At 71.7% G+C, this 24230-nt stretch carries 25 protein-coding genes and 1 pseudogene; 13 read left to right on the forward strand and 13 right to left on the reverse strand.

All coding sequences use genetic code 11. The features are described from left to right. Nucleotides 1-42 precede the first annotated feature (42 nt). The 3 genes from IEZ25_RS03095 to IEZ25_RS03105 all read right to left on the reverse strand — a co-directional run bounded on the left by IEZ25_RS03095 (nucleotide 43) and on the right by IEZ25_RS03105 (nucleotide 6159). Complete coding sequence (locus tag IEZ25_RS03095) at nucleotides 43-4575, reverse strand: DUF11 domain-containing protein (protein ID WP_191197900.1); 4533 nt, start codon at nucleotides 4573-4575, stop codon at nucleotides 43-45. A 191-nt stretch (nucleotides 4576-4766) separates the two neighbouring features. Then, nucleotides 4767-4916 carry a hypothetical protein gene (locus tag IEZ25_RS03100; RefSeq protein ID WP_191197901.1) on the reverse strand — a complete coding sequence of 50 codons (150 nt, stop codon included), beginning with the start codon at nucleotides 4914-4916 and terminating at the stop codon, nucleotides 4767-4769. Nucleotides 4917-5028: 112 nt separating this feature from the next. Then, a complete protein-coding gene (locus IEZ25_RS03105; protein WP_191197902.1) occupies nucleotides 5029-6159 on the reverse strand; it encodes a CDP-glycerol glycerophosphotransferase family protein in 1131 nt (376 codons plus the stop codon). 413 nt (nucleotides 6160-6572) lie between these two features. On the opposite strand from IEZ25_RS03105, the pseudogene IEZ25_RS21235 reads away from it, so the two are divergent. Both IEZ25_RS21235 and IEZ25_RS21240 read left to right on the forward strand, forming a co-directional pair. Next, nucleotides 6573-6770 (forward strand): annotated as a pseudogene (locus IEZ25_RS21235) (FAD-dependent monooxygenase); the annotation flags it as partial. A gap of 194 nt (nucleotides 6771-6964) precedes the next feature. Then, nucleotides 6965-7777 (forward strand): resuscitation-promoting factor, encoded by an 813-nt coding sequence (locus IEZ25_RS21240; protein ID WP_318152010.1) that lies wholly within the window; start codon nucleotides 6965-6967, stop codon nucleotides 7775-7777. A 6-nt stretch (nucleotides 7778-7783) separates the two neighbouring features. Here IEZ25_RS21240 and IEZ25_RS03120 read toward each other — a convergent pair whose 3' ends face one another. Together IEZ25_RS03120 and kynA are read right to left on the reverse strand one after the other, a co-directional pair. After that, nucleotides 7784-8254, reverse strand: coding sequence for a tRNA (cytidine(34)-2'-O)-methyltransferase (locus IEZ25_RS03120; protein WP_191197903.1), 471 nt, complete (start codon nucleotides 8252-8254; stop codon nucleotides 7784-7786). Between the two features lie 7 nt (nucleotides 8255-8261). Continuing rightward, entirely contained in the window at nucleotides 8262-9164 is a 903-nt protein-coding gene (gene kynA, locus IEZ25_RS03125) for a tryptophan 2,3-dioxygenase (protein ID WP_191197904.1), read from the reverse strand. Between the two features lie 41 nt (nucleotides 9165-9205). Here kynA and IEZ25_RS03130 point away from each other — a divergent pair, with 41 nt between their 5' ends. Continuing rightward, nucleotides 9206-10150 (forward strand): DNA-3-methyladenine glycosylase family protein, encoded by a 945-nt coding sequence (locus tag IEZ25_RS03130; RefSeq protein WP_191197905.1) that lies wholly within the window; start codon nucleotides 9206-9208, stop codon nucleotides 10148-10150. 7 nt (nucleotides 10151-10157) lie between these two features. Here the strand turns inward: IEZ25_RS03130 and IEZ25_RS03135 are convergent, their stop codons facing one another. The 3 genes from IEZ25_RS03135 to IEZ25_RS03145 form a co-directional block, all read right to left on the reverse strand. Continuing rightward, entirely contained in the window at nucleotides 10158-10370 is a 213-nt protein-coding gene (locus tag IEZ25_RS03135) for a hypothetical protein (RefSeq protein ID WP_191197906.1), read from the reverse strand. Between the two features lie 81 nt (nucleotides 10371-10451). Continuing rightward, complete coding sequence (locus IEZ25_RS03140; protein WP_318152011.1) at nucleotides 10452-11696, reverse strand: phospholipase D-like domain-containing protein; 1245 nt, start codon at nucleotides 11694-11696, stop codon at nucleotides 10452-10454. Between the two features lie 37 nt (nucleotides 11697-11733). Beyond that, complete coding sequence (locus tag IEZ25_RS03145) at nucleotides 11734-11952, reverse strand: hypothetical protein (RefSeq protein ID WP_191197907.1); 219 nt, start codon at nucleotides 11950-11952, stop codon at nucleotides 11734-11736. A gap of 73 nt (nucleotides 11953-12025) precedes the next feature. Here IEZ25_RS03145 and IEZ25_RS03150 point away from each other — a divergent pair, with 73 nt between their 5' ends. Next, a complete protein-coding gene (locus IEZ25_RS03150; protein WP_191197908.1) occupies nucleotides 12026-12610 on the forward strand; it encodes a dihydrofolate reductase family protein in 585 nt (194 codons plus the stop codon). On the opposite strand, the gene IEZ25_RS03155 is transcribed toward IEZ25_RS03150, so the two are convergent. Together IEZ25_RS03155 and IEZ25_RS03160 are read right to left on the reverse strand one after the other, a co-directional pair. Continuing rightward, on the reverse strand, nucleotides 12588-12839 hold the full coding sequence (locus IEZ25_RS03155) for a hypothetical protein (protein ID WP_191197909.1): 252 nt from the start codon (nucleotides 12837-12839) through the stop codon (nucleotides 12588-12590). The genes IEZ25_RS03150 and IEZ25_RS03155 overlap by 23 nt on opposite strands. A gap of 9 nt (nucleotides 12840-12848) precedes the next feature. After that, complete coding sequence (locus IEZ25_RS03160) at nucleotides 12849-13658, reverse strand: hypothetical protein (protein ID WP_224748278.1); 810 nt, start codon at nucleotides 13656-13658, stop codon at nucleotides 12849-12851. Nucleotides 13659-13723: 65 nt separating this feature from the next. Here IEZ25_RS03160 and uvrB point away from each other — a divergent pair, with 65 nt between their 5' ends. Next, a complete protein-coding gene (uvrB, locus tag IEZ25_RS03165) occupies nucleotides 13724-15853 on the forward strand; it encodes an excinuclease ABC subunit UvrB (protein ID WP_191197910.1) in 2130 nt (709 codons plus the stop codon). 104 nt (nucleotides 15854-15957) lie between these two features. On the opposite strand, the gene IEZ25_RS03170 is transcribed toward uvrB, so the two are convergent. Then, nucleotides 15958-16524: a DUF1707 SHOCT-like domain-containing protein gene (locus IEZ25_RS03170; protein ID WP_191197911.1), complete on the reverse strand. Its 567-nt coding sequence runs from the start codon at nucleotides 16522-16524 to the stop codon at nucleotides 15958-15960. 109 nt (nucleotides 16525-16633) lie between these two features. Between IEZ25_RS03170 and IEZ25_RS03175 the strand changes: the two genes are divergently transcribed. Beyond that, nucleotides 16634-17197, forward strand: a complete 564-nt coding sequence (locus IEZ25_RS03175) for a hemerythrin domain-containing protein (RefSeq protein WP_191197912.1) — start codon at nucleotides 16634-16636, stop codon at nucleotides 17195-17197. A 23-nt stretch (nucleotides 17198-17220) separates the two neighbouring features. Then, nucleotides 17221-17586 carry an MmcQ/YjbR family DNA-binding protein gene (locus tag IEZ25_RS03180; RefSeq protein WP_318152012.1) on the forward strand — a complete coding sequence of 122 codons (366 nt, stop codon included), beginning with the start codon at nucleotides 17221-17223 and terminating at the stop codon, nucleotides 17584-17586. Between the two features lie 18 nt (nucleotides 17587-17604). Here the strand turns inward: IEZ25_RS03180 and IEZ25_RS03185 are convergent, their stop codons facing one another. Beyond that, on the reverse strand, nucleotides 17605-18261 hold the full coding sequence (locus IEZ25_RS03185; protein ID WP_191197913.1) for an ion channel: 657 nt from the start codon (nucleotides 18259-18261) through the stop codon (nucleotides 17605-17607). Nucleotides 18262-18323: 62 nt separating this feature from the next. Between IEZ25_RS03185 and IEZ25_RS03190 the strand changes: the two genes are divergently transcribed. The 6 genes from IEZ25_RS03190 to IEZ25_RS03215 are packed head-to-tail and all read left to right on the forward strand — an operon-like array spanning nucleotide 18324 to nucleotide 23509. Then, nucleotides 18324-18818, forward strand: coding sequence for a hypothetical protein (locus IEZ25_RS03190; RefSeq protein ID WP_191197914.1), 495 nt, complete (start codon nucleotides 18324-18326; stop codon nucleotides 18816-18818). Nucleotides 18819-18823: 5 nt separating this feature from the next. Further along, on the forward strand, nucleotides 18824-19339 hold the full coding sequence (locus tag IEZ25_RS03195) for a hypothetical protein (RefSeq protein ID WP_191197915.1): 516 nt from the start codon (nucleotides 18824-18826) through the stop codon (nucleotides 19337-19339). A gap of 41 nt (nucleotides 19340-19380) precedes the next feature. Then, nucleotides 19381-20352: an NAD(P)/FAD-dependent oxidoreductase gene (locus IEZ25_RS03200; protein ID WP_191197916.1), complete on the forward strand. Its 972-nt coding sequence runs from the start codon at nucleotides 19381-19383 to the stop codon at nucleotides 20350-20352. 49 nt (nucleotides 20353-20401) lie between these two features. Beyond that, nucleotides 20402-21670 (forward strand): glycosyltransferase family 4 protein, encoded by a 1269-nt coding sequence (locus IEZ25_RS03205; RefSeq protein WP_191197917.1) that lies wholly within the window; start codon nucleotides 20402-20404, stop codon nucleotides 21668-21670. Then, on the forward strand, nucleotides 21657-22400 hold the full coding sequence (locus IEZ25_RS03210) for a class I SAM-dependent methyltransferase (protein WP_191197918.1): 744 nt from the start codon (nucleotides 21657-21659) through the stop codon (nucleotides 22398-22400). Before IEZ25_RS03205 ends, IEZ25_RS03210 begins: the two co-directional genes overlap by 14 nt. Then, a complete protein-coding gene (locus tag IEZ25_RS03215; RefSeq protein ID WP_191197919.1) occupies nucleotides 22400-23509 on the forward strand; it encodes a prenyltransferase/squalene oxidase repeat-containing protein in 1110 nt (369 codons plus the stop codon). The genes IEZ25_RS03210 and IEZ25_RS03215 overlap by 1 nt, the downstream gene beginning before the upstream one ends. Here the strand turns inward: IEZ25_RS03215 and IEZ25_RS03220 are convergent. Further along, nucleotides 23468-24115, reverse strand: a complete 648-nt coding sequence (locus IEZ25_RS03220; RefSeq protein WP_191198129.1) for a class I SAM-dependent methyltransferase — start codon at nucleotides 24113-24115, stop codon at nucleotides 23468-23470. The genes IEZ25_RS03215 and IEZ25_RS03220 overlap by 42 nt on opposite strands. Nucleotides 24116-24230: the final 115 nt, after the last annotated feature.

Here is a 24230-nt window from a genome sequence, read left to right on the forward strand (position 1 = left end):
CCCGAGCCAACGATCCACGTCTCTTTCGAAAACCCACCAGGACTACCGCAGCCCGATGCCTGCCGTCCCCGAGCGGTGGGTCGCGCGGCCGGTGACCTCGATCAGGTGGAAGCCGCGGCCGAGGGTCTTGGGGAGCTTGAGCGTGCGGATGAACGTGCCTCGGGAGGTGGCGCGCCCGGCGTAGAGGCGGGTCGTGGTCGTGTCGCCCTGGATGGTGACGTAGAAGCGCTCCCGGGAGCCGAGGCCCGCGGCGAGCACCATGATGGACTCGCCCCTGCGGGCCGACGACGGTGCGGTCACCTTGAGGACGGTGGGCCTGCGGACCGCGACGATGGTGGCGGCGGCGCTCGTGGCGCCGGCCTCGTTGGTCGCGCGCAGCCGGAAGGTGTGGGTGCCGGATCGGTCGAGGCGCACGCGGACGCTTCCGGTGACGGGCACGGGCTGGTCGCCGTAGCGCCGGACCAGCGCTGCCTTCAATGGGCCGGTCGCCGTCAGCTCCTGGGCGTCGGTGGCGCTCCAGCTCAGTGTGACGCGTCGGCCGCGGAGCGCGGTGGCCTCGCCGTCGGGCGTCTCGCCTCCCCGTGCCTTCTTGGGCACCGCGAGCGACAGCTCGAGACCGGGTGCCTGGTCCGTGGAGACGGGCGCGGTCGGGGCCGAGGTGCTGGTGACGTCGGCGTACCCGGTGCGGGAGGCCGTGACCGTGACGCTGATCCGCTGGCCGCGCTGGGCGCTGGTCAGCGTGAGGGTCGAGCCGGTCGCCCCGGCGATGGCGGCGCCGTCAGCACGCCAGGCGAAGGCGTAGTGCTCCGGTGAGGGCGCCGGGACGCCCGCGTCGGCGGTCAGCGTCTGGCCGACCTGCGCGGTGCCGCTGACGCTGGCGGTGGGGCCGGCGGTGAAGGCGGCCTTCGCGACCGGCGCGGTCGGCGCGGACACGCCCACCGCGTCGACGTACGCGACCCGGTGCGCCGTCACGGCCACCGTGATCTCCCTGCCGACCAACGAGGAGGTCATCGCGAGCGTGGGGCCGGTGGCGCCCTCGATCGGCGTGCCGTCGGCGAGCCACTGGTAGGTGAGGGAGTCGGCCGTCGGGCTCGTCGAGCCGGTCTGGGACGGGCCGGGCGTGGCGGACAGAGTGGCGCCGAAGACCGCCTCGCCGCTGATCGCAGCCGAGGGGCCGGTCGCGAAGGTCGCCCTCGCGACCGGTGCGGTCGCAGCCGACGTGCTGGCCGCGTCGACGTATCCGAAGCGCCGGGCCGTCACCGTGACGGTGATCCTCGCACCCACGAGGGCAGGGGAGAGGGCGAGCGTCGTCCCGGTGGCGCCGTCGATCTCGGCGCCGTCGGCGGCCCAGGCGTAGGAGAAGGACTGCGCGGACGGGGTCGTGGCGTCGAGCCCGGTCGGGGTGGCGGTGAGCGTGCCGCCCAGGACCGCCTCCCCTGAGATGGCAGCGACCGGTCCGGTGGTGAACGGCGCGGGGGCCGCGACCGGCGTGGTCACCTGGCTGTGGTTGTTGGCCGGGACCGAGTCGGGCGTCGTGGTGGCGACGTCGGCGGCGTTGGTGACCGAGCCCGTCCGGGCTGCGGCGACCAGGACGGTGACCTCGACCTCGCGGACCGCGCCAGGCGCGAGCGTGCCGTAGGCGCAGGTGATCGTCTGCCCGTCGACGCCGCACCGGTCCGGGTCGTCGAGCTCGACGAAGGTCAGGTACGACGGCAGCGTGTCGGTGAGCACCGTGACGCGAGCGTCCGACGGGCCGGCGTTGGTGGTGGTGAGCGTGTAGACGATCTCCTCGCCCGCCAGCACCGACCTGCGTGACGCGGTCTTGGCGACCGATACGTCTGTCGCCGTGCCGACCACCAGCGAACCGGCGTCGGTCGTCCCGGTCGGCACCTCGTCGGCGTGCGTGGACGCCGTGGCGGTGAGCGTGGTGCCGCTCTCCACGTCGGAGCCCACCCGGACGACCAGCGTCACGGTCGAGGACGCGCCGGGCGCCAGGGTGCCGACGCCCCACTGGACCGTGCGGTCCGAGACCGTCGCGGACGGCGAGCTGCTGACGTAGGAGAGGCCGTCGGGGAGCACGTCGCGGACGACGACGCCGTGGGCGGTGGCGCGGGTGTCGGTGTTGGTCACCGTGAGGGTGAAGGTCGCGTCCGACCCGGCAGTGGCAGCGGCGTCGTCGGGAGTGTGGGTGAGGGTGAGCTGCGGCTTGGCGACGGTGACCGTGACGGTGTCGCTGGGACCGGTGTATCCACGCCACGGGTTGGTGGGCGCGTCCGCGCGCTCGGCGGTCGACGCGCCGGAGTAGGACGCGACCCGGGCGGTGTTCGACACCTGGTCGCCGGACGTGAGCGTGGCGCCCGGCGCGAGCCGCGCGGTGTAGGTGAAGGTCTGGCTCGCGCCGGCGGCCAGCGGGCCAGGGACCAGCCAGCGCAGGTCGGGGTCGTCGGCCGTCCAGCCGTCCGTGCTACGCGAGGCCCCGTCGACGAGCGTGACGTCGACCAGCTCGGCGTCGGGCACGTCCACCACCTCGACGTCGTACGCCGGCCAGGTGGCGGTGTTCTCGATCGTGACCGAGTAGGTCACCAGGTCGCCGGCCTCGACGTAGGGGCCCCGGTCGACGCTCTTGTCGAGCGCGACGGCGGGCTCGCGCACCGCCGTCGTGGCCGAGGCCGGCCCCACCGTGTCGGCGTACGTCGCCGGGACGGACGCGGGCGCGGCCGGAAGAGTGTCGGCCCGGTTGGTCCGCACCCGGACGGTGCTGGTGAACGACGCCGGCGCGGTCACGGTGCCACCGGCGCGCCGGCTCGACAGGACATGACCGCGCAGGACGAGCTCGTAGGTGCGCTTCTGCGCGGCCGGTGCGAGGTCGCCGAGGAACCACGCGGCCTGCTGGGCGGAGCCGCTCGCGGTCGGGGCGAAGGTGATCACTTCCGGGTCGGTGCCCGGGCAGCCGGCGGTGCACGTGACGGCGCCGTAGCCCTCGACGGCCAGGCCGTCCGGGACGCTGCCGACCACGGTGGTGTCGAGGCTGCGCACCCCGGCCGGGACCTCGACGCCGACCCGCCACGTCACGGCGCTGCCGACGGTGGCGGTGGGGCGGTCGACGTCGTGGACGACCGAAAGAAGCACCACTCGGAGCACGTCGGACGCGCTGGCCGAGTAGTCGACGGCCGTGCTCGAGCTCGAGGCCCCCGTGCGCGCACCGGGGACGCCGGGGAGGCTGCGGCTCGTCATCGCCAGCGAGCTGGTGTAGGTGATGCCGCCCACGGCCGGTGACTCGACCTGGACGGTGTAGGTCCGCGCGGTGGACGCCCCGGGGGCGAGCGACGCGACCGTCCACGTGATGGTCCGGGCCGCCGCGTTCCAGGCACCGCCGTCGTTGATCGTCACCGGCTCGATGCCGGCGGGGAGGGAGGCGGCCAGCGTCACGTCGTGAGCGGTCGAGACGTTCGTCGCGGACGAGTTCGAGGCGGTGACGGTGAACGCCTTCGCCTGTCCGGGGGTGACGGTCGCCGACCCGGCGTGGGTCATGGCGGCTGCGGTCCGGGGCTCGACGACGGTGGTGCCGACCGCGCCGGCACGGGTGCGGGGCGACCCGTCCTGGTCGGCGTACGACACCGTCGCGGTGTTGGTGAGCGAGCTGCCGCGGACGTTGGCCGCCACGTCGAGGACCGTGGCCTGGAAGGTCAGGACCAGCACGCCGTCGGCGCTCGTCGGCCGGTAGGGCGTGGGCAGCGTGGCGACGACGGTGTCGGCCGGCGACTGGGCGACGCCGCCGAAGGCAGCGCCGTCGAGGGTGCAGCCGTTGACGCAGAGGCTGCCGGGCACCAGCTGCTGGCGGGACCCGAGCGGGTCGGTGACCCTCGCGCCGTACACCGTGGTGTTGCGGGGGATCGTGGTGACGACGGTGTAGGTCACGACCTCGCCGATCGTCGCCTGGCCGGCGGCGTTGCCGGACTCGGTGACCGAGGTGGTGCGGGTCATCACCACCGCGGCGGCGGGGGTGCGGATGACGACGGTCGCCTCGGCCGCTGGTGCGTTGGCCACGGGAAGGGTGGGGTCCGTGACCTGCGCGTTGTCCGGGACGAGCCGGATCGTCGAGCCGTCGTCAGCGGTGTAGGAGTAGTCCACGACGCCGACGACGCCGGCGTAGGCCACGCCCGGGCTGACACCGTCGGGGACGGTCAAGGTGTAGGTGAGGGTCCTGGTGGCGCCGGTCGCGACGTCGACACCGGACCACGCGATCCGGCCGCTGGCACAGGCGCCCCCGTCGGAGGCGGCGGTGATCGCCGCACAGGTGATCCCCGACGGCAGCACGCTCCAGATCCGGGCGCCCTCCGCGGTCGATCCGCCGGCGCTGGTCAGCCCGATCGTGTGCTGGACCGCCTGACCCCCCTCGACGGAATCGTCGTCGACGACGAGCGTGACGCCGAGCTGGGGCGGACCCGCGGCAGCGGACGAGAGGGCGTGGGCCGACGTGGGGGCGACGGCGAGCAGCCCGCTCACCACCGCCGTGACGAGCAGGCGCACGACCAGTGCGAAGGTGCGCTTGCGCGCGTCAGCAGGACGACTCATGGTCGGGTGGCCTCCACAGGACGATCGTCGACCACGTCGGTCCGTGGCGCGGCCGATGCCTCACGCACCGGCTCGTCGAGGAGCCTAGTGATCCGACGGCGCGCCCACGGCGGAATGGCCGGATCCACGGCGCCCGCCCTCGCGGGCTCGTAGGACCCGACCTCTGCGGCGCTCGTGGACTACGTCGAGCGCTACCCGAAGAAGTAGACGGCGGCGACGAGAGCACCGATCAACCCGAGCAGCGGCAGCCAGAGCCACGCCTCCCTGGTGTCGAAGTACTTCTTCTTCTCGTTGGGGTCCCACGGGCCCTGCGGCCGTTGCTTTCCGGGCTCGATGATCATGTCTGCCCCCGCGTCACGTGTTGGTGGTGGTAGGAGCGCAGCATAGTGACCCACGCGCTGATCCGCTGCTCGCGAAGCGCACTCGTGTGCCGACACGAACGCGCGAGCCGGGTCACGCCTCGATGGCCGAGTCCGTCTCGTCGCCGGCGACGAGACGGTCGCGCAGCTCGACGAGCTCCGAGACCGCGGTCAGGAAGCGGCCCGTGCTGTCGCCGACCTGGAGGTCGTCGAAGTAGTGGTGGCGCATGGCGAGCCGGGCGAGGTGGTGCTCGTCGTGGTCGAGCCGGTCGGCCAGGAGCGCGGCGAGAGAGCCGACGGCGTCCGCGTCGAGGATGTCGGCACAGCGGCTGATCGGCACCTGCTCCAGCAGCAGCTCGGCCTCACCGCGGGGATCGGTCAGGAAGACGGGCCGGTCCGTGTGCAGGTAGAGCCAGTCGAGCCCGACCGACGAGACGTCTGTCACGAGGGCGTCGCAGCCGGGCATGACGGCGAGGATGTCACCGCTCAGGACGTCGGCGTGACCTGCAGCCGGGTCCGCCTCGGCGATGAGCTGCAGGATGCCCAGGTGCGCCTCGGCGACATGGGGATCGAGGCTGGTCGTGACCTTCGGGTGCGGCTTGTAGACCAGCCGCACGTCAGGGACGTCGAGGATCGCCCGGACGATCGACTCGCCGAGCGTGACGACCGAGGTGTAGTCGTTGTAGTCGGCGTCGCCCTCCCAGGTGGGGGCGTACATCACTGTGCGCCGCGCGCTCGGGGCGAGCAGGGGAGTGCGGGGGAGATCGAGCTGCGGGCGGCCGATCCGCACGAGGCGCCCGGCGTCGAAGTCGAGCAGGCCCGAGACGTAGCGATGCACGGCGGCGTCCCCGGCGACGAACACGCGGTCGTAGGCCCTGGCGTTGTTGCTCGCCATGGACTGCTTGTCGCTCTCACCGTGGTTGATGTGCACGTGCAGCATGCGGCTGTCGACCAGCGACTCGAAGTTGAGCGGCGAGTTGTTGCAGTAGAGCACGACCTTGGCGTCGATCTCGGCGTAGGTCTCGGTGAGCTCGGCGAAGGTCGAGGCGGTGCGGATCGGCAGGCGGGTGCGGGCCCCGACCACTGCGGCGGAGTCGGGATCGCGCATGACCAGCCCGACCGGGTGGGCGCCGTCCAGGATCTCGAGGACCTCCAGCCACTGCACGAGCTGGTAGGTCCTCGTCGGGTCGCCGGCGAAGTAGGCGATCACGCGGACGTCGTTCACGAAGGAATTCTAGTGCCCCACCGGGTGTCGTGGGGACGGGTCGCCGTTCGTCGTCATGCTGGGAGGGCGCCACCGAGCGCCCGGTCGTGAGGAGATCATCATGAGCAAGGTCGACGCCGACGGCAACGTGCTGGAGACGTTCAGTGCGTCCGACGACGACGGCGACGGCTACGTGTCGGAGATCGAGGTGCTGCGCGGCGACTTCGCGCAGGTGCTGCACGACGACACCAGCGCCGACGTGGACTACGTCTTCGGCGACCGGATCACCGGGCTCACCCGGGATGCCGACGGCGTCGACGCCCCAGAGGCGGCTCCTGCGCGAGCACATGGCCGGTTTCGGGTGGGAGGCCCCGCGCATCCTGGAGCACCTCGACGACGCGCCCGACTTCTAGCTCGACCAGGTCGCCCAGGTCGTCATGGAGCACTGGTCGACGGGCCGGGTCGGGCTGGTCGGCGACGCCGCGTTCAGCGCCTCCCCGATGTCCGGAGCCGGAACGGGGCTGGCCCTCGTCGGGGCGTACGTGCTGGCCGGTGAGCTCGCGGCCGCCGACTGGGACCCGGCCGTGGGGTTCGCCGGCTACGAGGGCGTGACCGACCTCCGGAGCGCCTGAACCGGCCCGCACGATTCGACATGCCCGGTCGGAAATGTTCTGGTGGATGAGCCGCAGGCAGTGCTCCTCGTCCTGTGCGAGGCACCTCCCGTCGTGAGGTGGACGTGCGCCGCGGCCCCGACGCCCCACCCGTACGGCGTCGCGTCCGAGCGCCCGGAGAGGCGCACCCCCGACCCCCGTGAGGTAAGAAGCACGTGCGTGCCACCACCACACCCGCCCTGTTCGTACGCCCGCGAGGGCTCGCCGCCGCAACCGCCGCGGTGGCTCTCGCCCTGACGCTCGCGCCCGGCAGCGCCTCGGCCCAGGCCGCGAGCGCGGACACGCCCGTGGGCGTGGAGCTGAAGGTGGCCGACCAGCCGCCCGTCGAGGTCGCCACCATCCCGAGGGTGTGGCCGACCCAGCTGCTCGAGGCACACGGCGTGTCCGTCGGCAGCGACGACCTGGTCGACGTGGTCCGCGACGGGCGCACGGTCACCGGCGCGAAGAAGCGTGTCCGCGAGGGCGACCTCGTGCGGCTGACGCAGGTCGAGAAGAAGCGCAAGGTCAAGACGCAGAAGGTCCCCCGGGGCACCGTCGAGGTCTCGACGACCAAGCTCAAGCCCGGCAAGCGCAAGGTCGTCAGCACCGGCCGCGCGGGCGTCCGCAAGGTCGTCGCGATGAAGACGTTCCACAACGGCGAGGCCGTGAAGTATCGCGTGATCAAGAAGAAGCTCGTGAAGGAGCCACGTCCGCGTCGCGTGCTGGTCGGCCGCGCGGCCTACTCCGTCCCCGGCGCCGACGGGCTCAACTGGGGCGCGCTGGCCAACTGCGAGTCGGGCGGCAACCCCCAGGCGGTCAACGCGGCGGGCTACTACGGGCTCTACCAGTTCGACACCGGGACCTGGCGCAGCGTCGGCGGCTCCGGCCTGCCCACCTCCGCCTCGGCGGCCGAGCAGACCTACCGCGCCAAGCTGCTCTACCAGCAGCGCGGGCGCTCGCCGTGGCCCACCTGCGGCCGCCTGCTCTGAGCCTGCCTAGGTGGCGCCCGGGAATCCCTGCTGACGCCACGCCTCGTAGGTCGCCACGGCCGCCGAGTTCGACAGGTTGAGCGACCGACGCCCGGCGATCATCGGGATCCGGAGCCGGTCGCTCACCCGCTCGTGGGCGAGCACCTCTGCGGAGAGGCCGGTCGGCTCCGGCCCGAAGAGCAGGACGTCGTCGGGCCGGTAGTCGACGTCGGTGTGCCACCGGGTCGCATGCGCGGTGAACGCGAACACCCGCGAGCCGGCCAGCTCCGCGCTGGACAGCGCGGCGTCGAGGCCGGCGTGCACCGTCACCGACGCGAGGTCGTGGTAGTCGAGCCCGGCGCGCCTGAGCCTGGGCTCGGACAGCTCGAAGCCGAGGGGCTCGACGAGGTGCAGGGTGGCGCCGGTCGCGGCGACCATCCGGATCGCGTTGCCCGTGTTGGGCGGGATCCGGGGCTCGAGGAACATCACGTGGAGCACGTCGACCTCACTGCCCGATGCGCGTGCGCACCTCGTAGAGCTCCGGGAAGAAGGTCAGCGAGAGCGCGCGCCTGAGGAAGTCCACCCCCGACGACCCGCCGGTGCCGATCTTGTGGCCGATGACCCGCTGGACGACCTGGAGGTGCCGGAAGCGCCACTGCTGGAAGGAGTCCTCGATGTCGACGAGCTCCTCGCAGGTCTCGTAGACGCCCCAGTGCTCGGCCGGTGCGGCGTAGACGGAGGCGAAGACGTCGATCAGCTCCTCGTCCGCCGTGTGCGGCAGCGTCCAGTCGCGCTCGAGCAGCCGCTGCGGGACGGCGTAGCCCTGGCGGGAGAGGTAGGCCAGGAACTCGTCGTAGAGCGAGGGCTCGTGGAGCAGCTCGTCGAGGGCGGCGCGGGTGGTGTCGTCGTGGGCGAAGACCTTGACCATCTCGGCGTTCTTGTTGCCGAGGAGGAACTCGACCTCGCGGTACTGCGCGGACTGGAAGCCCGAGCTGGTCGCGAGGAAGGGGCGGATCTCGGCGTACTCGCTCGGCGTCAGCGTCGCCAGCACCGACCACTGGTCGGTGAGGGTGTGCTGGATGTGCTTGACCCGGGCCATCCGCTTGAGCGCGGGGGAGAGGTCGTCGGTGCGCAGCAGGGCGCGCGCCGAGCGCAGCTCGTGGAGCAGCAGCTTGAGCCACAGCTCGCTGGTCTGGTGCTGGACGATGAAGAGCAGCTCGTCGTGCTGCGGCGGGTCCGACAGCGGCTGCTGCGCCGAGAGCAGCACGTCGAGTCGCAGGTAGTCGCCGTAGGACAGCGACTGCGAGAAGTCGCGCTGGATGCCGGCCTCGATCTCGCGCTGGTTCGCCGTCCCGCCCGTGCCGTCTGACCGTCCGTCTGACCGTCCGTCTGCCCGTCCGTCTGCCATGGGCGGCAACCTAGTCGGTGGGCTCGTCTAACGTCGCACCCATGGCCCCCTCCACCGGCTCCGGCGCTGTCGAGCGCACCCGCACGTGGGTGCCCGACTGGCCGTGCGCAGTCGGTCAGGTGCTGCGCCCGCAGCGACGCGGGGCCGGCGACCCGACCCAGCGGCACCTCGACGACGGACGCATCTGGCGCGCCATGCGTACGCCGACCGGGCCGGCGTCGCTGTGCGTCCAGGCCCGGCCGACCTCGGGCGACGTCCTCGCCCGCGCGTGGGGGCCGGGGGCCGAGTGGGCGCTCGACCGGCTGCCCGCGCTGCTCGGCGCCGACGACGACCCGAGCGGGTTCGTCGCCCACCATCCCCAGGTCGCCGAGGGGCTCAAGCGCCACAGGCACTGGCGGCTCGGTGGCACCGGCCTCGTGATGGAGTCGCTGGTGCCCTCGATCCTGGAGCAGAAGGTCACCGGCAAGCAGGCGTTCGGGTCGTTCCGCGAGCTCGTGCGCCGTCACGGCGAGCCCGCGCCCGGCCCGGTGGCGGCGCTGCGCCTCATGCTGCAGCCGACCCCCGACGTCATCGCGGCGATCCCGTCGTGGGAGTGGCTGCGCCTCGGCGTGCAGCCGGCGCAGTCGCGCACGATGGTCACCGCCTGCCGGCTCGGGGCGTCGCTGGAGCGGATCACCCAGGTCTCCCACGAGGAGGCGGACAGGCGGTTGCGGTCGATCCGCGGGATCGGTGTGTGGACCAGCGCCGAGGTCCGGATGCGCGCCCTCGGCGACGTCGACGCGGTGAGCTTCGGCGACTACCACCTCGCCAACTGGGTCGGCTGGGCGCTGGTCGGGCACGACATCACCGACGAGGAGATGGGCGAGCTGCTCGAGCCCTACCGCCCGCAGCGCGGCCGCGCGGCGGCGATGGCGATCGCCGGCGGACCGTCCCGGCCGCGACGGGGGCCGCGGATGAGCATCCCGACCCACCTGCCGACGCGCTGAGCGGTGCTCAGCCCTCCGGCCTCGGCTCGGGCTCGCCGCCGGTCGGTCGCCCTCGGCGATCCATCCGGCAGCCGCACCGCTTGCAGGTCCATCCGCCCCTGATCGCCTGCGTCCCGCTGTCCGGCCACCGGATGCGCGCCACGCGCTGCCCGCACTCCGGACACTCCGGCAGCGGCTTGGCCAGGCCCAGCAGGAGCACGATCACGCCCGCTGTGGCCATGCCGAGGAGCATCGACGTCAACACAGCGACGAACTCAACCACGTGGACCGACGGCCCACCAACCAGAGCGTCACACCTGACTCAGAGCAGCGGACGCAGCGGCGCGAGGAAGCTCTCGGTGAACTTCCGGTTGAGGTCGCGGGCCTGCCACTCGGCGAGGCTGAGCTCGAGGCAGTTCGACTCGTCGGTGAGGAAGACCTGCTCCATCGTCCTGGCGAAGGCGGGGTCGATGACCTCGAGGTTGATCTCGTAGTTGCCCTGGAGGCTGAGCCGGTCGATGTTCGCGGTGCCGACGGTCGACCAGCTGCCGTCGATGGTGGCGGTCTTGGCGTGCACCATCGCGTCCTTGAAGCGCAGGATCCGCACGCCCGCCGCGAGCAGCTGGCCGTAGTAGCCGCGCGAGATCCAGTCGGCGACGATGTGGTTGGACTTCAGCGGAAGCAGGATGCGGACGTCCACGCCGCGCTGCGCCGCCTCGGCGACCGAGTCGACGAAGTCCTGGTCGGGCAGGAAGTAGGCGGTGGTCAGCCAGATGTTGCGGCTGGCACGCTGGATCGCCTCGAGGTACATGCTCCGGATCGGGAAGTTCCACTGGCGCGGGATGTTCTTGTGGATCCGGATCTGCGGATCCCAGTCGGAGGCGGTCTCGAGCAGCAGCGGGCGCTCGTTGCGCCGGATCCGGTGGCGGCGGTTGAGGTTCCAGAAGTCCGCGAAGGCGCGCTTCATGTCCCACACGCCCGGGCCGGTGATCCGCACGTGGGTGTCACGCCACTCGGTGGCGTAGGCCGAGCCGATGTTGTAGCCGCCGAGGAAGGCGACCTCCTCGTCGATCACGAGCATCTTGCGGTGGTTGCGGCCGTAGCGGCGCAGGTCCCAGAAGCGCAGGCCGGCCGTCCACACGGGGTAGCGCAGCACCTTGAGCGACGGCGAGAACCGCTTGAAGGCGGGGGAGACGACGATGTTGGCGAAGCCGTCGTAGACGCAGTGCACGTCGACACCTCGGTCGGCGGCGGCGGTGAGGGCGGTCTTGAACTTCCACCCGATCTCGTCGCCCTTCCAGATGTAGGTCTCGAAGAGGATCTGCTTCTTGGCGCCGTCGATCGCGGCCAGCATGTCGTCGTAGAGGTCGCGCCCGAAGGTGTAGGTCGTGATCTCGCCGCTGCCGACCGGAACGGTCTCCGGCTCGGTCACCGGGAACGGCTTGGGCTTCTTGCCGCGGCGGCGGTAGGAGTCGACGAGGGAGAGGGTGAGCGCCAAGCCGACCTGGAGCCCGAGCAGCGTGAGGAGCGTCCGGCGTACGGCGGTCATCAGGCGTCCGGCAGTCACGCGGACAACCTACCCAGCATCGGCCACGGGTGACCGCTCAGTTCCGCCTCCGGCGCGGCAGGAGCGGCGCGTGCAGCGCGGCCGCTGCGCGAGGGGAGTACGTCGTGGCGAGGGTCAGGGCCGCGAGGAGGAGCTGGAAGAGGGGCAGCCAGAGGTTGCCGAGGACGAGGCCCCAGACCGCGAGGACGGTCCACAGGCCGCTGAGGGCGAAGCCCCACCGCCGCGCGTTGACGCTCGTGGCGGTCGTCTGGTCCATCCCCGCATCCTGCGCGACGCGCGCGGACGCGGCAACAACCCGGTCGTCGAGGTGGCGATGGCAGGCTTGGCGGATGCGCCGCCTCGTCTACCTCGTCGCCGTCACCCTCGACGGATTCATCGCCGGCCCGGACGGGGGAGACCCCAGCGGCTCCGACTTCCTCCCGGTGACCCCCGACCTCGTCGAGCACCTGGTGGCCACCTGGCCCGAGACGCTGCCCGGTCCCGCGCGCGCGGCGATGGGCGTGGACGACCCCGGGACGTCGTTCGACACCGTCATCGAGGGACGCGGGTCCTACGACATCGGGCTGGCCGCTGGCCTCCTCGACGCCTACCCCCACCTGCGCCACCTCGTGGTGTCCCGCACGCTCGCCGACCGCAGCGACCTCCCGGTCGAGGTCGTCCCCGAAGAGCCGCTCGCGCGGGTGCGCGAGCTCAAGGCCGAGGCCGGGAAGGACATCTGGCTCGTCGGCGGTGGGACGCTGGCCCACGCCCTGCTCCCCGAGATCGACCGGCTCGTGCTGAAGGTCAACCCGTCGGTGATCGGGGACGGCAAGCGGCTGTTCGAGGGGCCCTTCGCCCACGCCCGCTTCGGGGCGGTGGACCAGGTCGACCTGCCCGCCGGCGTCCGGGTCGTCACCCTCGATCGGGTGCGCTGAGCTCGTCGGTCCCCTTCTTGCGCCGGAACGGCGAGGTCCACACGAACCTGGCGAAGGCGGTGTCCGGCCACCACCACGTGACCAGGCTGACGGCGCCCAGCGCCATCCCGGCCAGACCCAGCCAGGTCCGCCCGTCGCCGAGGTAGAAGACGCCCATCGCGAGCCACAGCACGCCCAGGACTGCTGCGAACGCCGGTCCTCGCCTGCTGGTGTCCCTCGACGCCGTCATGGTGCGAGCCTACGCGTCTGCAAGATCCAGCGCGGCGTAGCGAGCGACGTCGCACGTCTCGTCGGACAGCACCCGGAACAGCGCGGCCCGCAGCATCGCCTGACGCTGCGCGCCCGACCGCCAGTCGTCGAGCGCCTCGGCCGGGGCGTCCTGCCAGAGCACGGCGTCGAGCACGCAGACCGCCTCCGCCCACAGGGGCGAGCGCCAGGCGGGGGAGAAGTCGATGACGAACGGGATGCCTGTCGCGTCGAGCAGCACGTTGTTCGCGAGATCGGTGTGCACCAGCTGCTCGCGGCCGAGGTCGGTCTCGTCGAGCGCCGCCTCCAGCGAGCGGACGAGATCACGGATGCCACCGGGGTCCGACCGTGCGGCGAGACGGGCGGCCGTGCCGTCGTACGCCGCCCGCTCGGCGCGGGCCCAGCGGTCGTCACGCGCGTCCAGCCCCGCGGGCCGCTCGGGCACGGCGGCGGCCAGTCGGGCGTGCAGGAGGTGTGCGGTGGCCTGGAGGGTGGCCAGGTGCCGGCAGGGGGTCGTGCCGGGTTCGAAGCGGGTGGCCGCCCAGCCGTCGGCGGTGAGATTGCCGTCGCGCGCGGGGACGGGCAGCGCCAGCCGCAGCGAGCGTGGCGAGGCCTCGTCGAGACGCACGGCGAGACGCGCCTGGATCGGCGCCAGCCACGCCTCCGACTCGTCGTGACCGGGCGAGAGCACGAGGTCGCCGGCTCGCCAGCTGGTGCCGCGGCCGCCCTCGAGCGGCTCCAGGACGCCCTCGGCCGCGAACAGGTCGAGCACGTGGTCCGGCGGCTGTGACGGGTGGGGCACCGGACGAGCGTAGGTGCTCCAGCGGTGGTGGGAGCGTTGTCGGTGGCTGGTCGTAGGCTCGACGCATGCGTCCCATCACCGATCTGCAGCGCCGTGTGGCGCCCTTCGAGGTCGTCTCCGACTACGAGCCGTCGGGCGACCAGCCGACGGCGATCAAGGAGATCGTCGAGCGGATCAACGGCGGCGAGCAGGACGTCGTGCTCCTCGGCGCGACCGGCACCGGCAAGACCGCCACGGTCGCCTGGGTCGCCGAGCAGGTGCAGCGCCCGGTGCTGGTGCTCCAGCCCAACAAGACGCTCGCCGCGCAGTTCGCCAACGAGCTGCGCCAGCTGTTCCCGCAGAACGCCGTCGAGTACTTCGTGTCCTACTACGACTACTACCAGCCCGAGGCCTACGTCCCCCAGACCGACACCTACATCGAGAAGGACTCCTCGATCAACGAGGAGGTCGAGCGGCTGCGCCACAGCGCGACCAACAGCCTGCTCACCCGCCGCGACACGATCGTGGTCTCGACGGTGTCCTGCATCTACGGTCTCGGCACCCCCCAGGAGTACGTCGACCGCATGCTGCGGCTCAACGTCGGCGAGGAGCACGACCGCGACTCGGTGCTGCGCCGGCTGGTCGAGATCCAATACACGCGCAACGACATGTCGTTCACCCGAGGCACGTTCCGGGTCCGCGGCGACACCCTCGAGATCTTCCCGGTCTACGAGGAGCTCGCGGTGCGCATCGAGTTCTTCGGCGACGAGATCGAGCGCCTGATGACGCTCCACCCGATCACGGGCGAGGTGATCTCGGAGGACACCGAGCTCCACGTCTTCCCCGCGACCCACTACGTCGCCGGCCCCGAGCGGATGGAGCGCGCGATCAAGGGCATCGAGCTCGAGCTCGAGGACCAGCTCGCCGTGTTCGAGAAGCAGGGCAAGCTGCTCGAGGCCCAGCGCCTGCGGATGCGCACCACCTACGACGTCGAGATGATGCGTCAGGTGGGCTCGTGCTCGGGCATCGAGAACTACTCGATGCACATGGACGGACGCAAGCCCGGGACCGCGCCCAACACCCTCCTCGACTACTTCCCCGAGGACTTCGTGCTCGTCGTCGACGAGTCCCACGTCGCCGTGCCGCAGATCGGCGGGATGTACGAGGGCGACATGTCGCGCAAGCGCAACCTCGTCGACCACGGCTTCCGGCTCCCGAGCGCGATGGACAACCGTCCGCTGCGGTGGGAGGAGTTCCTCGACCGGATCGGCCAGACGATCTACCTCTCCGCCACCCCCGGCAACTACGAGCTCGACAAGGTCGGCGGCATCGACGGCACGGTCCAGCAGATCATCCGGCCGACCGGCCTCATCGACCCCGAGGTCGTGGTCAAGCCCACCAAGGGTCAGATCGACGACCTGATCCACGAGATCCGCACCCGCTCGGAGAAGGAGGAGCGGGTCCTGGTCACGACGCTGACCAAGAAGATGTCCGAGGACCTCACCGACTACCTCCTCGACGCCGGCATCCGCACCCGATACCTCCACTCCGAGGTCGACACCCTGCGTCGCATCGAGCTGCTGCGTGAGCTGCGGATGGGCGAGTACGACGTGCTCGTCGGCATCAACCTGCTGCGCGAGGGCCTCGACCTGCCCGAGGTGTCGCTGGTCTCGATCCTCGACGCCGACAAGGAGGGCTTCCTGCGCTCCGACAAGTCGCTGATCCAGACCATCGGTCGCGCCGCTCGCAACGTGTCCGGCCAGGTCCACATGTACGCCGACAAGATCACGCCGTCGATGGAGATGGCGATCGGCGAGACCAACCGTCGTCGGGCCATCCAGGTCGCCTACAACACCGAGCGCGGGATCGACCCCCAGCCGCTGCGCAAGAAGATCGCCGACATCACCGAGATGCTCGCCCGCGAGGACGAGAACACCGAGGAGCTGCTGCGCACGTGGGCCGACGTCGGCCAGAAGGGTCGCGCCGGCGGCGTCAAGGCCGGCAAGTCGCCGACGCCCGCCCTGTCGCGGATCCACTCCGAGGCACCCGACACCGCCGGCATCCCGAGCACCGACCTCGCCGAGCTCATCCAGGGGCTGACCGACCAGATGAAGACGGCCGCCGCGGAGCTGCAGTTCGAGGTCGCCGCCCGCCTGCGCGACGAGATCTCGGACCTGAAGAAGGAGCTCCGCCAGATGATGGAAGCGACGAAGTGAGGAGCGGTGCGCGCAGACCGAGGAACGAGGTCTGTGGCGCACCCGACGAGCGAGGAGCTGCGTGCGAGCGAAGCGAGTGCGCCGGCGACGAAGTGAGGAGCGGCTCAGTCGTCTGAGCCCGACTCCAGCTCCTTGGCCTTCTGGCGCTCGAGGTCGACCGCCTTCTTCGCCCGCTTCGCGAGCCGCTTCTCGTGAGCGGCGACGATGTCCTTCTTCTGCACGATCGTGCGCGCGAGGTTCATCATCGCGAAGCCCATCGGGAAGAGCGGCCACGGGAAGCCGCCGGGCATGGTGATCGCCCAGATCGTCCAGAGCAGGACCGAGATCCCGACCAGCCCCATCACGGCCTCGCGGCGGTCCGAGGCCCACTTCGCGACGGCCTGCTCGTGCATGTCCGCGGTGACGAGGGAGCCCGAGCCGCGGACGGCCAGCGAGGCCACCGGCTCGTCGGGGACCAGGTCCTCCAGGTGCGGCAGGACGTCACCGAGCACCTTGGCCCTGGTGACGGCGGTGGAGCGCTCGTCGTACTCCTGGTGGTCGATGCGCCCGTCGGCGAACGCCTGGCCGAGCACCTCGAGGGCGACGTCCCGGTCCTTGTCCGAGGCGCGGAGCCGGGCCGCCTGGGGAGTTCGGGGGTCGTGCTCGAAGCGACTCCACACGGCTGACGACATGCCGCCAGCATAGGCACGCGCGCCGACCCGGACGGGCCGGTGCCGGTGGGGCGGGCGCCGACCCGCAGGGGTGAGGTCCCTCGCTTGGTGCCTCGCCTAGCGTCGACGCATGAGCACTCCCATCGACCTCGGCAGGCCCATCTCCGGCGACGTCATCGACCTCATCCTCGAGGACCACCGGCGCTTCGAGTCGCTCATGCGACAGCTCCGCGACAGCAGCTCCGACCGCGACGCCGTGCGCCGCGCGCTCGCGGCCCTGCACGTCGCGCACGCCGAGGCGGAGGAGAAGCACGTCTACCCCAAGCTGCGTGGCAAGGACGCGATCACCGAGCACGAGGCCGAGCACGGCGAGGAGGAGCACGCCGAGGGCCACGAGGCGATGCTCAAGGTGCTCGAGCTCAAGGGCACCGACACGCAGGCGTTCGACGACGCGGTGGAGGAGCTGGCCACGGCGCTCAACCACCACCTCACCGAGGAGGAGCTGACCATCCTCAACCCGGCTCGTGAGGAGGTCGGCGAGCAGGTGCGCGCCGACCTCGGCAAGGTCTTCGCGGCCGAGCGCAACGCCCAGCTCGACAACGACTGCGGGAGCATCGACAACGTCCGCAGGATCGTGCAGGCTGCCGAGAAGAAGGGCCTCCTCGACGACGACGAGGAGGGCGACGACGACTGAGCCACGACCCCGGGAGGTCCGGCGTGCGGGTGGAGGAGATGCATGCCGTGTGCGCCGGCCTCCCGGGCGCCTGGCCGGACAACCCGTGGGACCACGAGCACCCGGTGTTCAAGGTCGGTCCGGCGGAGCGGGGCAAGATCTTCGCGTTCCTCGGCGCCGACCGCGTCGGGGTGAAGGCCGCTGTCACCCGCGAGGTCGCCGACGAGTGGCTCGAGCGCTACCCCGACGACGCCAGCGTCATGGCCTACATCGGCAGGGCGGGCTGGAACGACCTGGCCCTCGCCGGTGCGATCCCCGACGACGAGCTCGTCGAGGCCGTCGAGGAGTCCTACCGGCTGGTCGGCTCGCGCCTGCCGAAGCGGGACCGGCCCGAGGGCTGGGAGCGCTGAGCGCCACCTCGCGTCCGCTCAGCGGCGCCGCATCATGGTCAGGCCGACCATCCGCGCCACGACCATCGCGACGTAGAAGACGCCCACCATCATCTCGACCATCAGCACCGATCGGGCCTGGGCCCCGACCGCCACGATGTCGGACAGGCCGACGCTGGTGAGCGTCGAGAAGGAGAGGTAGAGCAGCTCGAACCAGGTGTGGTCGAAGCCGCCGGCGTTGGAGAACGAGCTCGGCCAGACGACCTGGATGGCGGCGAACACGTAGGCGAAGCCCCAGGCCACCACGGTGAAGGCGGCACCGGTCGCGAAGTACTCGTCGGTGGTCACCTCCTCGTCGTGGAAGAGGTAGCGCAGCATCGCGTAGGACACGTAGAAGTAGAACGGCGCGTGCAGCAGGCCCGACACCAGGACGACCGGGTCGCTGGTGGGGAAGAGCGGCTCGAGCAGCGTCAGCACCATCGCCGGGCCGCCGAGCAGGAACACGACCCGGCTCACCACGGGCGTACGCCGGACCGCCAGCACCGCGGATCCCACGGCGAGCATCCCGATCACGCCGAGGAGGGCGCCACCGATCCTGGACCCGCCCAGGAACGGCCAGGCCAGCACCTGCAGCAGCTGGGCGGCGAGCAGCACCGCGGAGGGGTGCGCCACCAGCTGGTCCAGACGACGTCTCACCGTCGCAGTCTAGGGACGTGGATGAGCGCGACGTGGGGTCGCCACTCGGCTAGGTTCGCGACGTGGGAGCACGCAGCGGCGGGTGGGTGATCGGCGGTCTCGTCGTCGTGCTCGCCGGGCTGCTGGTTGCCATCGGCCTGCAGGTGTCCTCGCGCGGGGCGGTCGACGACGCCCTGACCGCACGGCAGCAGCAGGTCGCCGAGGCCGCCCGCGCCGAGGCGGTCGCCTTCCTGACCGTCGACCACAGGGGCATGGACCCGCTCATCGACGCCGTGCTGGCCGGTGCCACCGGTGACTTCGCCGACAAGTACGCCGCTCAGCGCGGCACGCTGACGAAGGAGACCAGGCGCAACCGGGTCACCTCCACCGGCGAGGTCGTCTCCCTCGGCGTCGGTGACCTCGACGACGATGCCGCCACCGTGCTGGTGGCGGCCAACTCGACGGTGATGAACGCCAGCACCTACGGCGAGGCGCAGACGCGCTACTACCGGATGCGGCTGGAGCTCGTCCTGGAGGACGGCCGCTGGCTGACCCGCAACCTCGAGTTCGTGAGGTGACGGCGGTGACGCAGAAGCGGGTTGCCGCGGCACTGGTGGTGCTGGTCCTGGCTGCTGCCGCGACGCTCGGCTGGCTCGTCCTGGACGGGGGAGACACGACCCCGACGGCGACCAGCGCCGCCGCGGCGGACTCCGCGGTCGCCTCGGGGGCGATCAGGAACGAGGTGCGCGAGGTCGCCGCGCAGGCCGCGGGCGCGGTCTACGGCTACTCGTGGAAGACGATCACCGACGACAAGGCCTCCGCACGTGCCCTGATGACGCCCGACATGCAGCGACGCTACGAGCGGACCATGGCCGGCGTCGTCACGTCGAGCACGCGCGACCACACGGTGGTCCGGGCCGAGGTCCTCGACTCCGCGCTCGTGACCGCCACGACGACGCACGCCCGGGTGCTCGTCTTCGTCAACCAGTCGACGACCGACGACACCCTCGACAAGCCGCTGCTCGACCTCGACCGGGTGCTGGTGACCCTGGCCCGCGACGGGGACGGGTGGCGGGTGAGCGAGCTCGACGCGCTCTGACAGCACCCCCGCAGAGACCCGACAACGGATAGGTTCGCGACGTGGACGACGTGACGACCGACTTGCTCATCATCGGCGCGGGCCCGACCGGGCTGTTCTCCGCCTACTACGCCGGTTTCCGGGGGATGAGCGTCGCGGTGGTCGACTCACTGCCCGAGCTCGGCGGCCAGATCACCGCGATGTATCCCGAGAAGGCGATCCTCGACGTGGCGGGCTTCCCCAGCGTCAAGGGCCGCGACCTCGTGGAGGGGCTGGTCGAGCAGGCCGCCACGGCCGCCCCGACGTACCTCCTCGACCGCACGGCGACCACCCTCGAGCACGGCGAGGACGAGGTCGTCGTCACGCTCGACGACGGCGTGCGGGTCACCGCCAAGGCGGTGCTGATCACGTCGGGGATCGGGAAGTTCAGCCCGCGCCCGCTGCCGGCCGGCGAGGGCTGGGTGGGTCGCGGGATGGAGTTCTTCGTGCCCAGCTTCGCGCCGTACGCCGGCAAGGACGTGGTGGTCGTCGGGGGAGGGGACAGCGCCTTCGACTGGGCCCAGCACCTCGAGCCGGTCGCCGCCTCCGTCACGCTGGTCCACCGGCGCGACGCCTTCCGGGCGCACGAGCGCACGGTCGCCGCGGTCCGCGACTCCAGCGTCGAGATCATCACGCGTGCGCAGGTCACCGAGCTGCGCGGCGAGCCGCACCTCGAGGAGGTGGAGATCAGCGTCGACGACGAGGAGCCCCGCACGATCAAGGCGCAGGCGCTCGTGGCGGCTCTGGGCTTCATCGCCGACCTCGGCGCGATCCAGCAGTGGGGCCTCGAGACCTCCAAGCGGCACGTGGTCGTCGACCCGTCGATGCGCACCAACCTCCCGCGGGTCTTCGCGGCCGGTGACATCACCGACTATCCCGGCAAGGTCCGCCTGATCGCCGTGGGGTTCGGCGAGGCCGCGACCGCGGTCAACAACGCCGCCGTCGTCATCGACCCGTCGACCCACGTGTTCCCCGGTCACTCCAGCGAGGGATGAGGCGGGCGGCGCCGGCGAGGCGCTACTTGCGAGTAGGCATAATGGCGAGGTGCGCATCGCCCTGCTGTCCTACCGGAGCAAGCCCCACTGCGGCGGACAGGGCGTCTACATCCGGCACCTGAGCCGCGAGCTCGTCCGGCTCGGCCACGAGGTCGAGGTGTTCTCCGGCCAGCCCTACCCCGACCTCGACGAGGGAGTGGGGCTCACGAAGGTGCCGAGCCTCGACCTCTACCGCGAGCCCGACCCGTTCCGGGTGCCCAGGCTGCGGGAGTTCCGCGACCGGATCGACGTCGAGGAGTTCCTCACCATGTGCACGGCCGGCTTCCCCGAGCCCAAGACCTTCAGCTCGCGCATCGCGCGGCTGATGAGGGAGCGCGCCGGGGACTTCGACATCGCCCACGACAACCAGGTGCTCGGCACCGGGATCATGGAGCTGGAGGAGCTCGGCCTGCCGGTGGTCGCCACCATCCACCACCCGATCACGGTGGATCGCCGGATCGACCTCGAGACGGCCCCGACCCGGCGCAAGCGGCTCACGCTGCGCCGGTGGTACGGCTTCCTCCGGATGCAGACCCGGGTCGCCAAGCGCTACCGCAAGGTGCTGACGCCCTCGGAGTCCTCGAGCCGCGACATCGCCCGCGACTTCGGCGTGGACCCCGCCCGCATGCAGACCATCCTGCTCGGCGTCGACGACGTCTTCTCGCCACCCAGCACCCTACGCGTGCCCGGCCGGATCCTGGCCATGGCCAGTGCCGATGCGCCCATGAAGGGCATCGCGACGCTGCTGGAGGCCTTCGCCAAGCTCGCCGTCGAGCGCGACGTGTCGCTGGTGCTGGTCACCCGGCCCGAGCCCGGTGGTCGCACCGAACGGCTCATCGACCAGCTCGGGATCACCGACAAGGTCTCCTTCGTCAACGGTGTGAGCGACGCCGAGCTCGTCGAGGTGATGGGCTCGGCCGAGATCGCCTGCGTGCCGTCGCTCTACGAGGGCTTCTCGCTCCCGACGGCCGAGCTGATGGCCTGCGCCACGCCGCTCGTCGTCTCACGGGCGGGGGCCATCCCGGAGGTCGTCGGGCCGGACGGCGAGTGCGCCGACCTGGTCACCCCCGGCGACGTCGGCGAGCTGGAGCAGGCCATCGCCGCGTTGCTCGACGACCCCCAGCGGCGTACGACGATGGGCGCCGCCGGCCGGGCCCGGGTCGAGCGGCTGTTCAGCTGGCGCGCCGTGGCCGAGGCCACCGCCGCCGCCTATGAGGAGACCATCGCGTCGTTCCGCGCGGAGCGCCGCCTTCAGGAGGACCACCGTGCTGACCGTTGACTTCGACCGGCTCGGGCTGCGCCCGGGCGAGCGCGTGCTCGACATGGGCTGCGGCGCCGGCCGGCACGCCTTCGAGATGTACAAGCGCGGCGCCGACGTCATCGCCTTCGACCAGGACGCCGACGAGCTGGCGACGGTGCGCGAGTGGTTCACCGCGATGCGCGAGGCCGGTGAGGTGCCCGCGGGAGCCGAGGCCGACGTGAAGGAGGGCGACGCGCTCGCGCTGCCCTTCGCCGACGGCGAGTTCGACCGGATCGTGTGCTCGGAGGTGCTCGAGCACATCCACGCCGACGTCGACGCCATCAAGGAGCTCGTGCGGGTGCTCCGCCCCGGCGGGACGCTCGCCGTCACAGTGCCGCGCTGGCTGCCCGAGGTCGTCAACTGGAAGCTCTCCGACGACTACCACAACGCCGAGGGCGGGCACGTGCGGATCTACACGTCCGAGGAGCTGGTCGACAAGGTCACCAAGGCGGGCCGCTCCAACGACGGCACCCCTGGCGACGCGATGGTCTTCACCGGCAAGGACTACGCCCACGGGCTCCACACGCCCTACTGGTGGATCAAGTGCGCGGTCGGTGTGACCAACGACAAGCACCCGCTCGCGAAGGGCTACCACCGGCTCCTGGTGTGGGAGATCATGAAGAACCCGAAGGCGCTGCAGTACGCCGGCAAGGTGCTCGACCCGCTGATCGGGAAGAGCCTGGTGCTCTACTTCCGCAAGCCGTCCTGATGCTCAGCCGCGCCGAGGTCGAGCAGACCGCCGCGACGATCGTGTCGATGCAGGAGCCGTCGGGTGCGATCCCGTGGACGCCCGGCGAGCACACCGACGTGTGGAACCACCTCGAGTCGGCGATGGCCCTGATGGTCGGCGGTCGGCGGGAGGCGGCGGAGCGCGCCTTCGCGTGGGCGCGCGCGACGCAGCGCCCCGACGGCTCGTGGCCGATGAAGATCGTCGTCGGCGAGGTCGAGGACCACTCCGGCGAGACCAACATGTCGGCCTACGTCGCGGTGGCCGTGTGGCACCACTGGCTGGTGGCCCACGACGAGGACTTCGTGCGGTCGATGTGGCCCACCGTGCACCGCGCGCTCGACTTCGTCGTCTCGCTCCAGCTGCCCTTCGGTGGCATCGCCTGGTCGCAGGAGTGGCACGACGGCGCGCCCGCGGCGGTCAACGAGGAGGCGCTGCTGGCCGGCTCGTCGAGCATCCACCACGCGTTGCGTGCGGGCTGCGCCCTCGCCGACCTGGTGGGGGAGCCGCAGGTGGAGTGGGAGCTCGCCGGTGGGCGGCTCGCCCACGCCCTGCGCGAGCACCGGGACCTGTTCCTGGACAAGTCGGCCTTCTCGATGGACTGGTACTACCCCGTCCTCGGCGGTGCCGTCCGGGGACCCGCCGCGGAGGCGCTGCTCGCCGAGCGCTGGGACACCTTCGTCGAGCCCGGGCTCGGCATCCGCTGCGTGGCCACCAACCCGTGGTTCACCGGTGCCGAGACGTGCGAGCTGGTGCTCGCCCTCGAGGCGATCGGCGACCGTGAGCGGGCGCTGGGGCTCTTCGCCGACATGCAGCACCTGCGCGCCGTCGACGGGTCCTACTGGACGGGCTACGTCGTCCCGGACGACCCGGCGCAGGAGGGGGTCAACTGGCCGGTCGAGCAGACCACCTACACCGCCGCTGCCGTCATCCTGGCTGCCGACGCGCTCACCGACACCACGCCCGGCGCGGACATCGTGCGCGGCACGCTGCTCGCCCCGGAGTTCGCCGAGCTCGGGCTGGAGTGCGGCTGCCCGTCGGCGGCCGGGTCAGCCGAGCGGGTCGCCGGCATCGCCCGACGTACGCCGTAGCACCCGCATCGACCCGACCGCCTCCACCTCGGTGAAGGCGCCAGTGGCCAGGGCGGGGAGGTAGATGTCCTCGTAGGGCGGGCGGCCGCCGTCCCCGGGATCGGGGAAGACGTCGTGGACCAGCAGCACGCCGTCGGCCATGATCCAGCGCGGCCACCCGCGGAAGTCGGCGCGGGCCGGATCGACGCCGTGGCCGCCGTCGATGAACAGCACCGACAGGGGCGTGCGCCACCAGCGGCTCACGGTCTCCGAGCGACCCACGACGGCGACGACCTGCTCCTCGAGCCCGGCCTCGCGGATGGTCCGGCGGAACGTGGGCAGCGTGTCCATCACCCCGAGGTCCGCGTCGACGAGCGAGCGGTCGTGGTGCTCCCAGCCCGCCTGGTTCTCCTCCGAGCCTCGGTGGTGGTCGACGGTGAACACCGTCCCGCCGAGCTCGCGGGCGGCGGCGCCCAGCCAGATCGCCGACTTGCCGCAGTAGGTGCCCACCTCGAGCGCGGGGCCGTGGGGCAGCCGCTCGCGCGCCCACCGGTGCAGCACCTCGCCCTCCTCCTCGGGCATGAAGCCCTTCGCTGCGCGGGCGTGGGCGAGCAGGTCGTCGGGCATCACGGGAGCGACCCTACGGCGAGGTGCTCCTGCGTGGCGGAGAGCCGGCCGCGGTCACACTCCCGCGCGCCCAGCCGTCGTACCAGCGCAGGCACACCACCCACCTCTCACCGCA

Source organism: Nocardioides hwasunensis (genome assembly GCF_014779665.1).
GTDB classification, from domain to species: Bacteria; Actinomycetota; Actinomycetes; order Propionibacteriales; family Nocardioidaceae; genus Nocardioides; species Nocardioides hwasunensis.

Excerpts from the sequence above, each read along its gene's own strand:
- IEZ25_RS03095 (WP_191197900.1), bottom strand. The coding sequence starts at position 4,575 with ATGAGTCGTCCTGCTGACGCGCGCAAGCGCACCTTCGCACTGGTCGTG.
- IEZ25_RS03100 (WP_191197901.1), bottom strand. The coding sequence starts at position 4,916 with ATGATCATCGAGCCCGGAAAGCAACGGCCGCAGGGCCCGTGGGACCCC.
- kynA (WP_191197904.1), bottom strand. The coding sequence starts at position 9,164 with ATGGCAGACGGACGGGCAGACGGACGGTCAGACGGACGGTCAGACGGC.
- IEZ25_RS03130 (WP_191197905.1), top strand. The coding sequence starts at position 9,206 with ATGGCCCCCTCCACCGGCTCCGGCGCTGTCGAGCGCACCCGCACGTGG.
- IEZ25_RS03135 (WP_191197906.1), bottom strand. The coding sequence starts at position 10,370 with ATGGCCACAGCGGGCGTGATCGTGCTCCTGCTGGGCCTGGCCAAGCCG.
- IEZ25_RS03145 (WP_191197907.1), bottom strand. The coding sequence starts at position 11,952 with ATGGACCAGACGACCGCCACGAGCGTCAACGCGCGGCGGTGGGGCTTC.
- IEZ25_RS03150 (WP_191197908.1), top strand. The coding sequence starts at position 12,026 with ATGCGCCGCCTCGTCTACCTCGTCGCCGTCACCCTCGACGGATTCATC.
- IEZ25_RS03155 (WP_191197909.1), bottom strand. The coding sequence starts at position 12,839 with ATGACGGCGTCGAGGGACACCAGCAGGCGAGGACCGGCGTTCGCAGCA.
- uvrB (WP_191197910.1), top strand. The coding sequence starts at position 13,724 with ATGCGTCCCATCACCGATCTGCAGCGCCGTGTGGCGCCCTTCGAGGTC.
- IEZ25_RS03170 (WP_191197911.1), bottom strand. The coding sequence starts at position 16,524 with ATGTCGTCAGCCGTGTGGAGTCGCTTCGAGCACGACCCCCGAACTCCC.
- IEZ25_RS03175 (WP_191197912.1), top strand. The coding sequence starts at position 16,634 with ATGAGCACTCCCATCGACCTCGGCAGGCCCATCTCCGGCGACGTCATC.
- IEZ25_RS03215 (WP_191197919.1), top strand. The coding sequence starts at position 22,400 with ATGCTCAGCCGCGCCGAGGTCGAGCAGACCGCCGCGACGATCGTGTCG.
- IEZ25_RS03220 (WP_191198129.1), bottom strand. The coding sequence starts at position 24,115 with ATGCCCGACGACCTGCTCGCCCACGCCCGCGCAGCGAAGGGCTTCATG.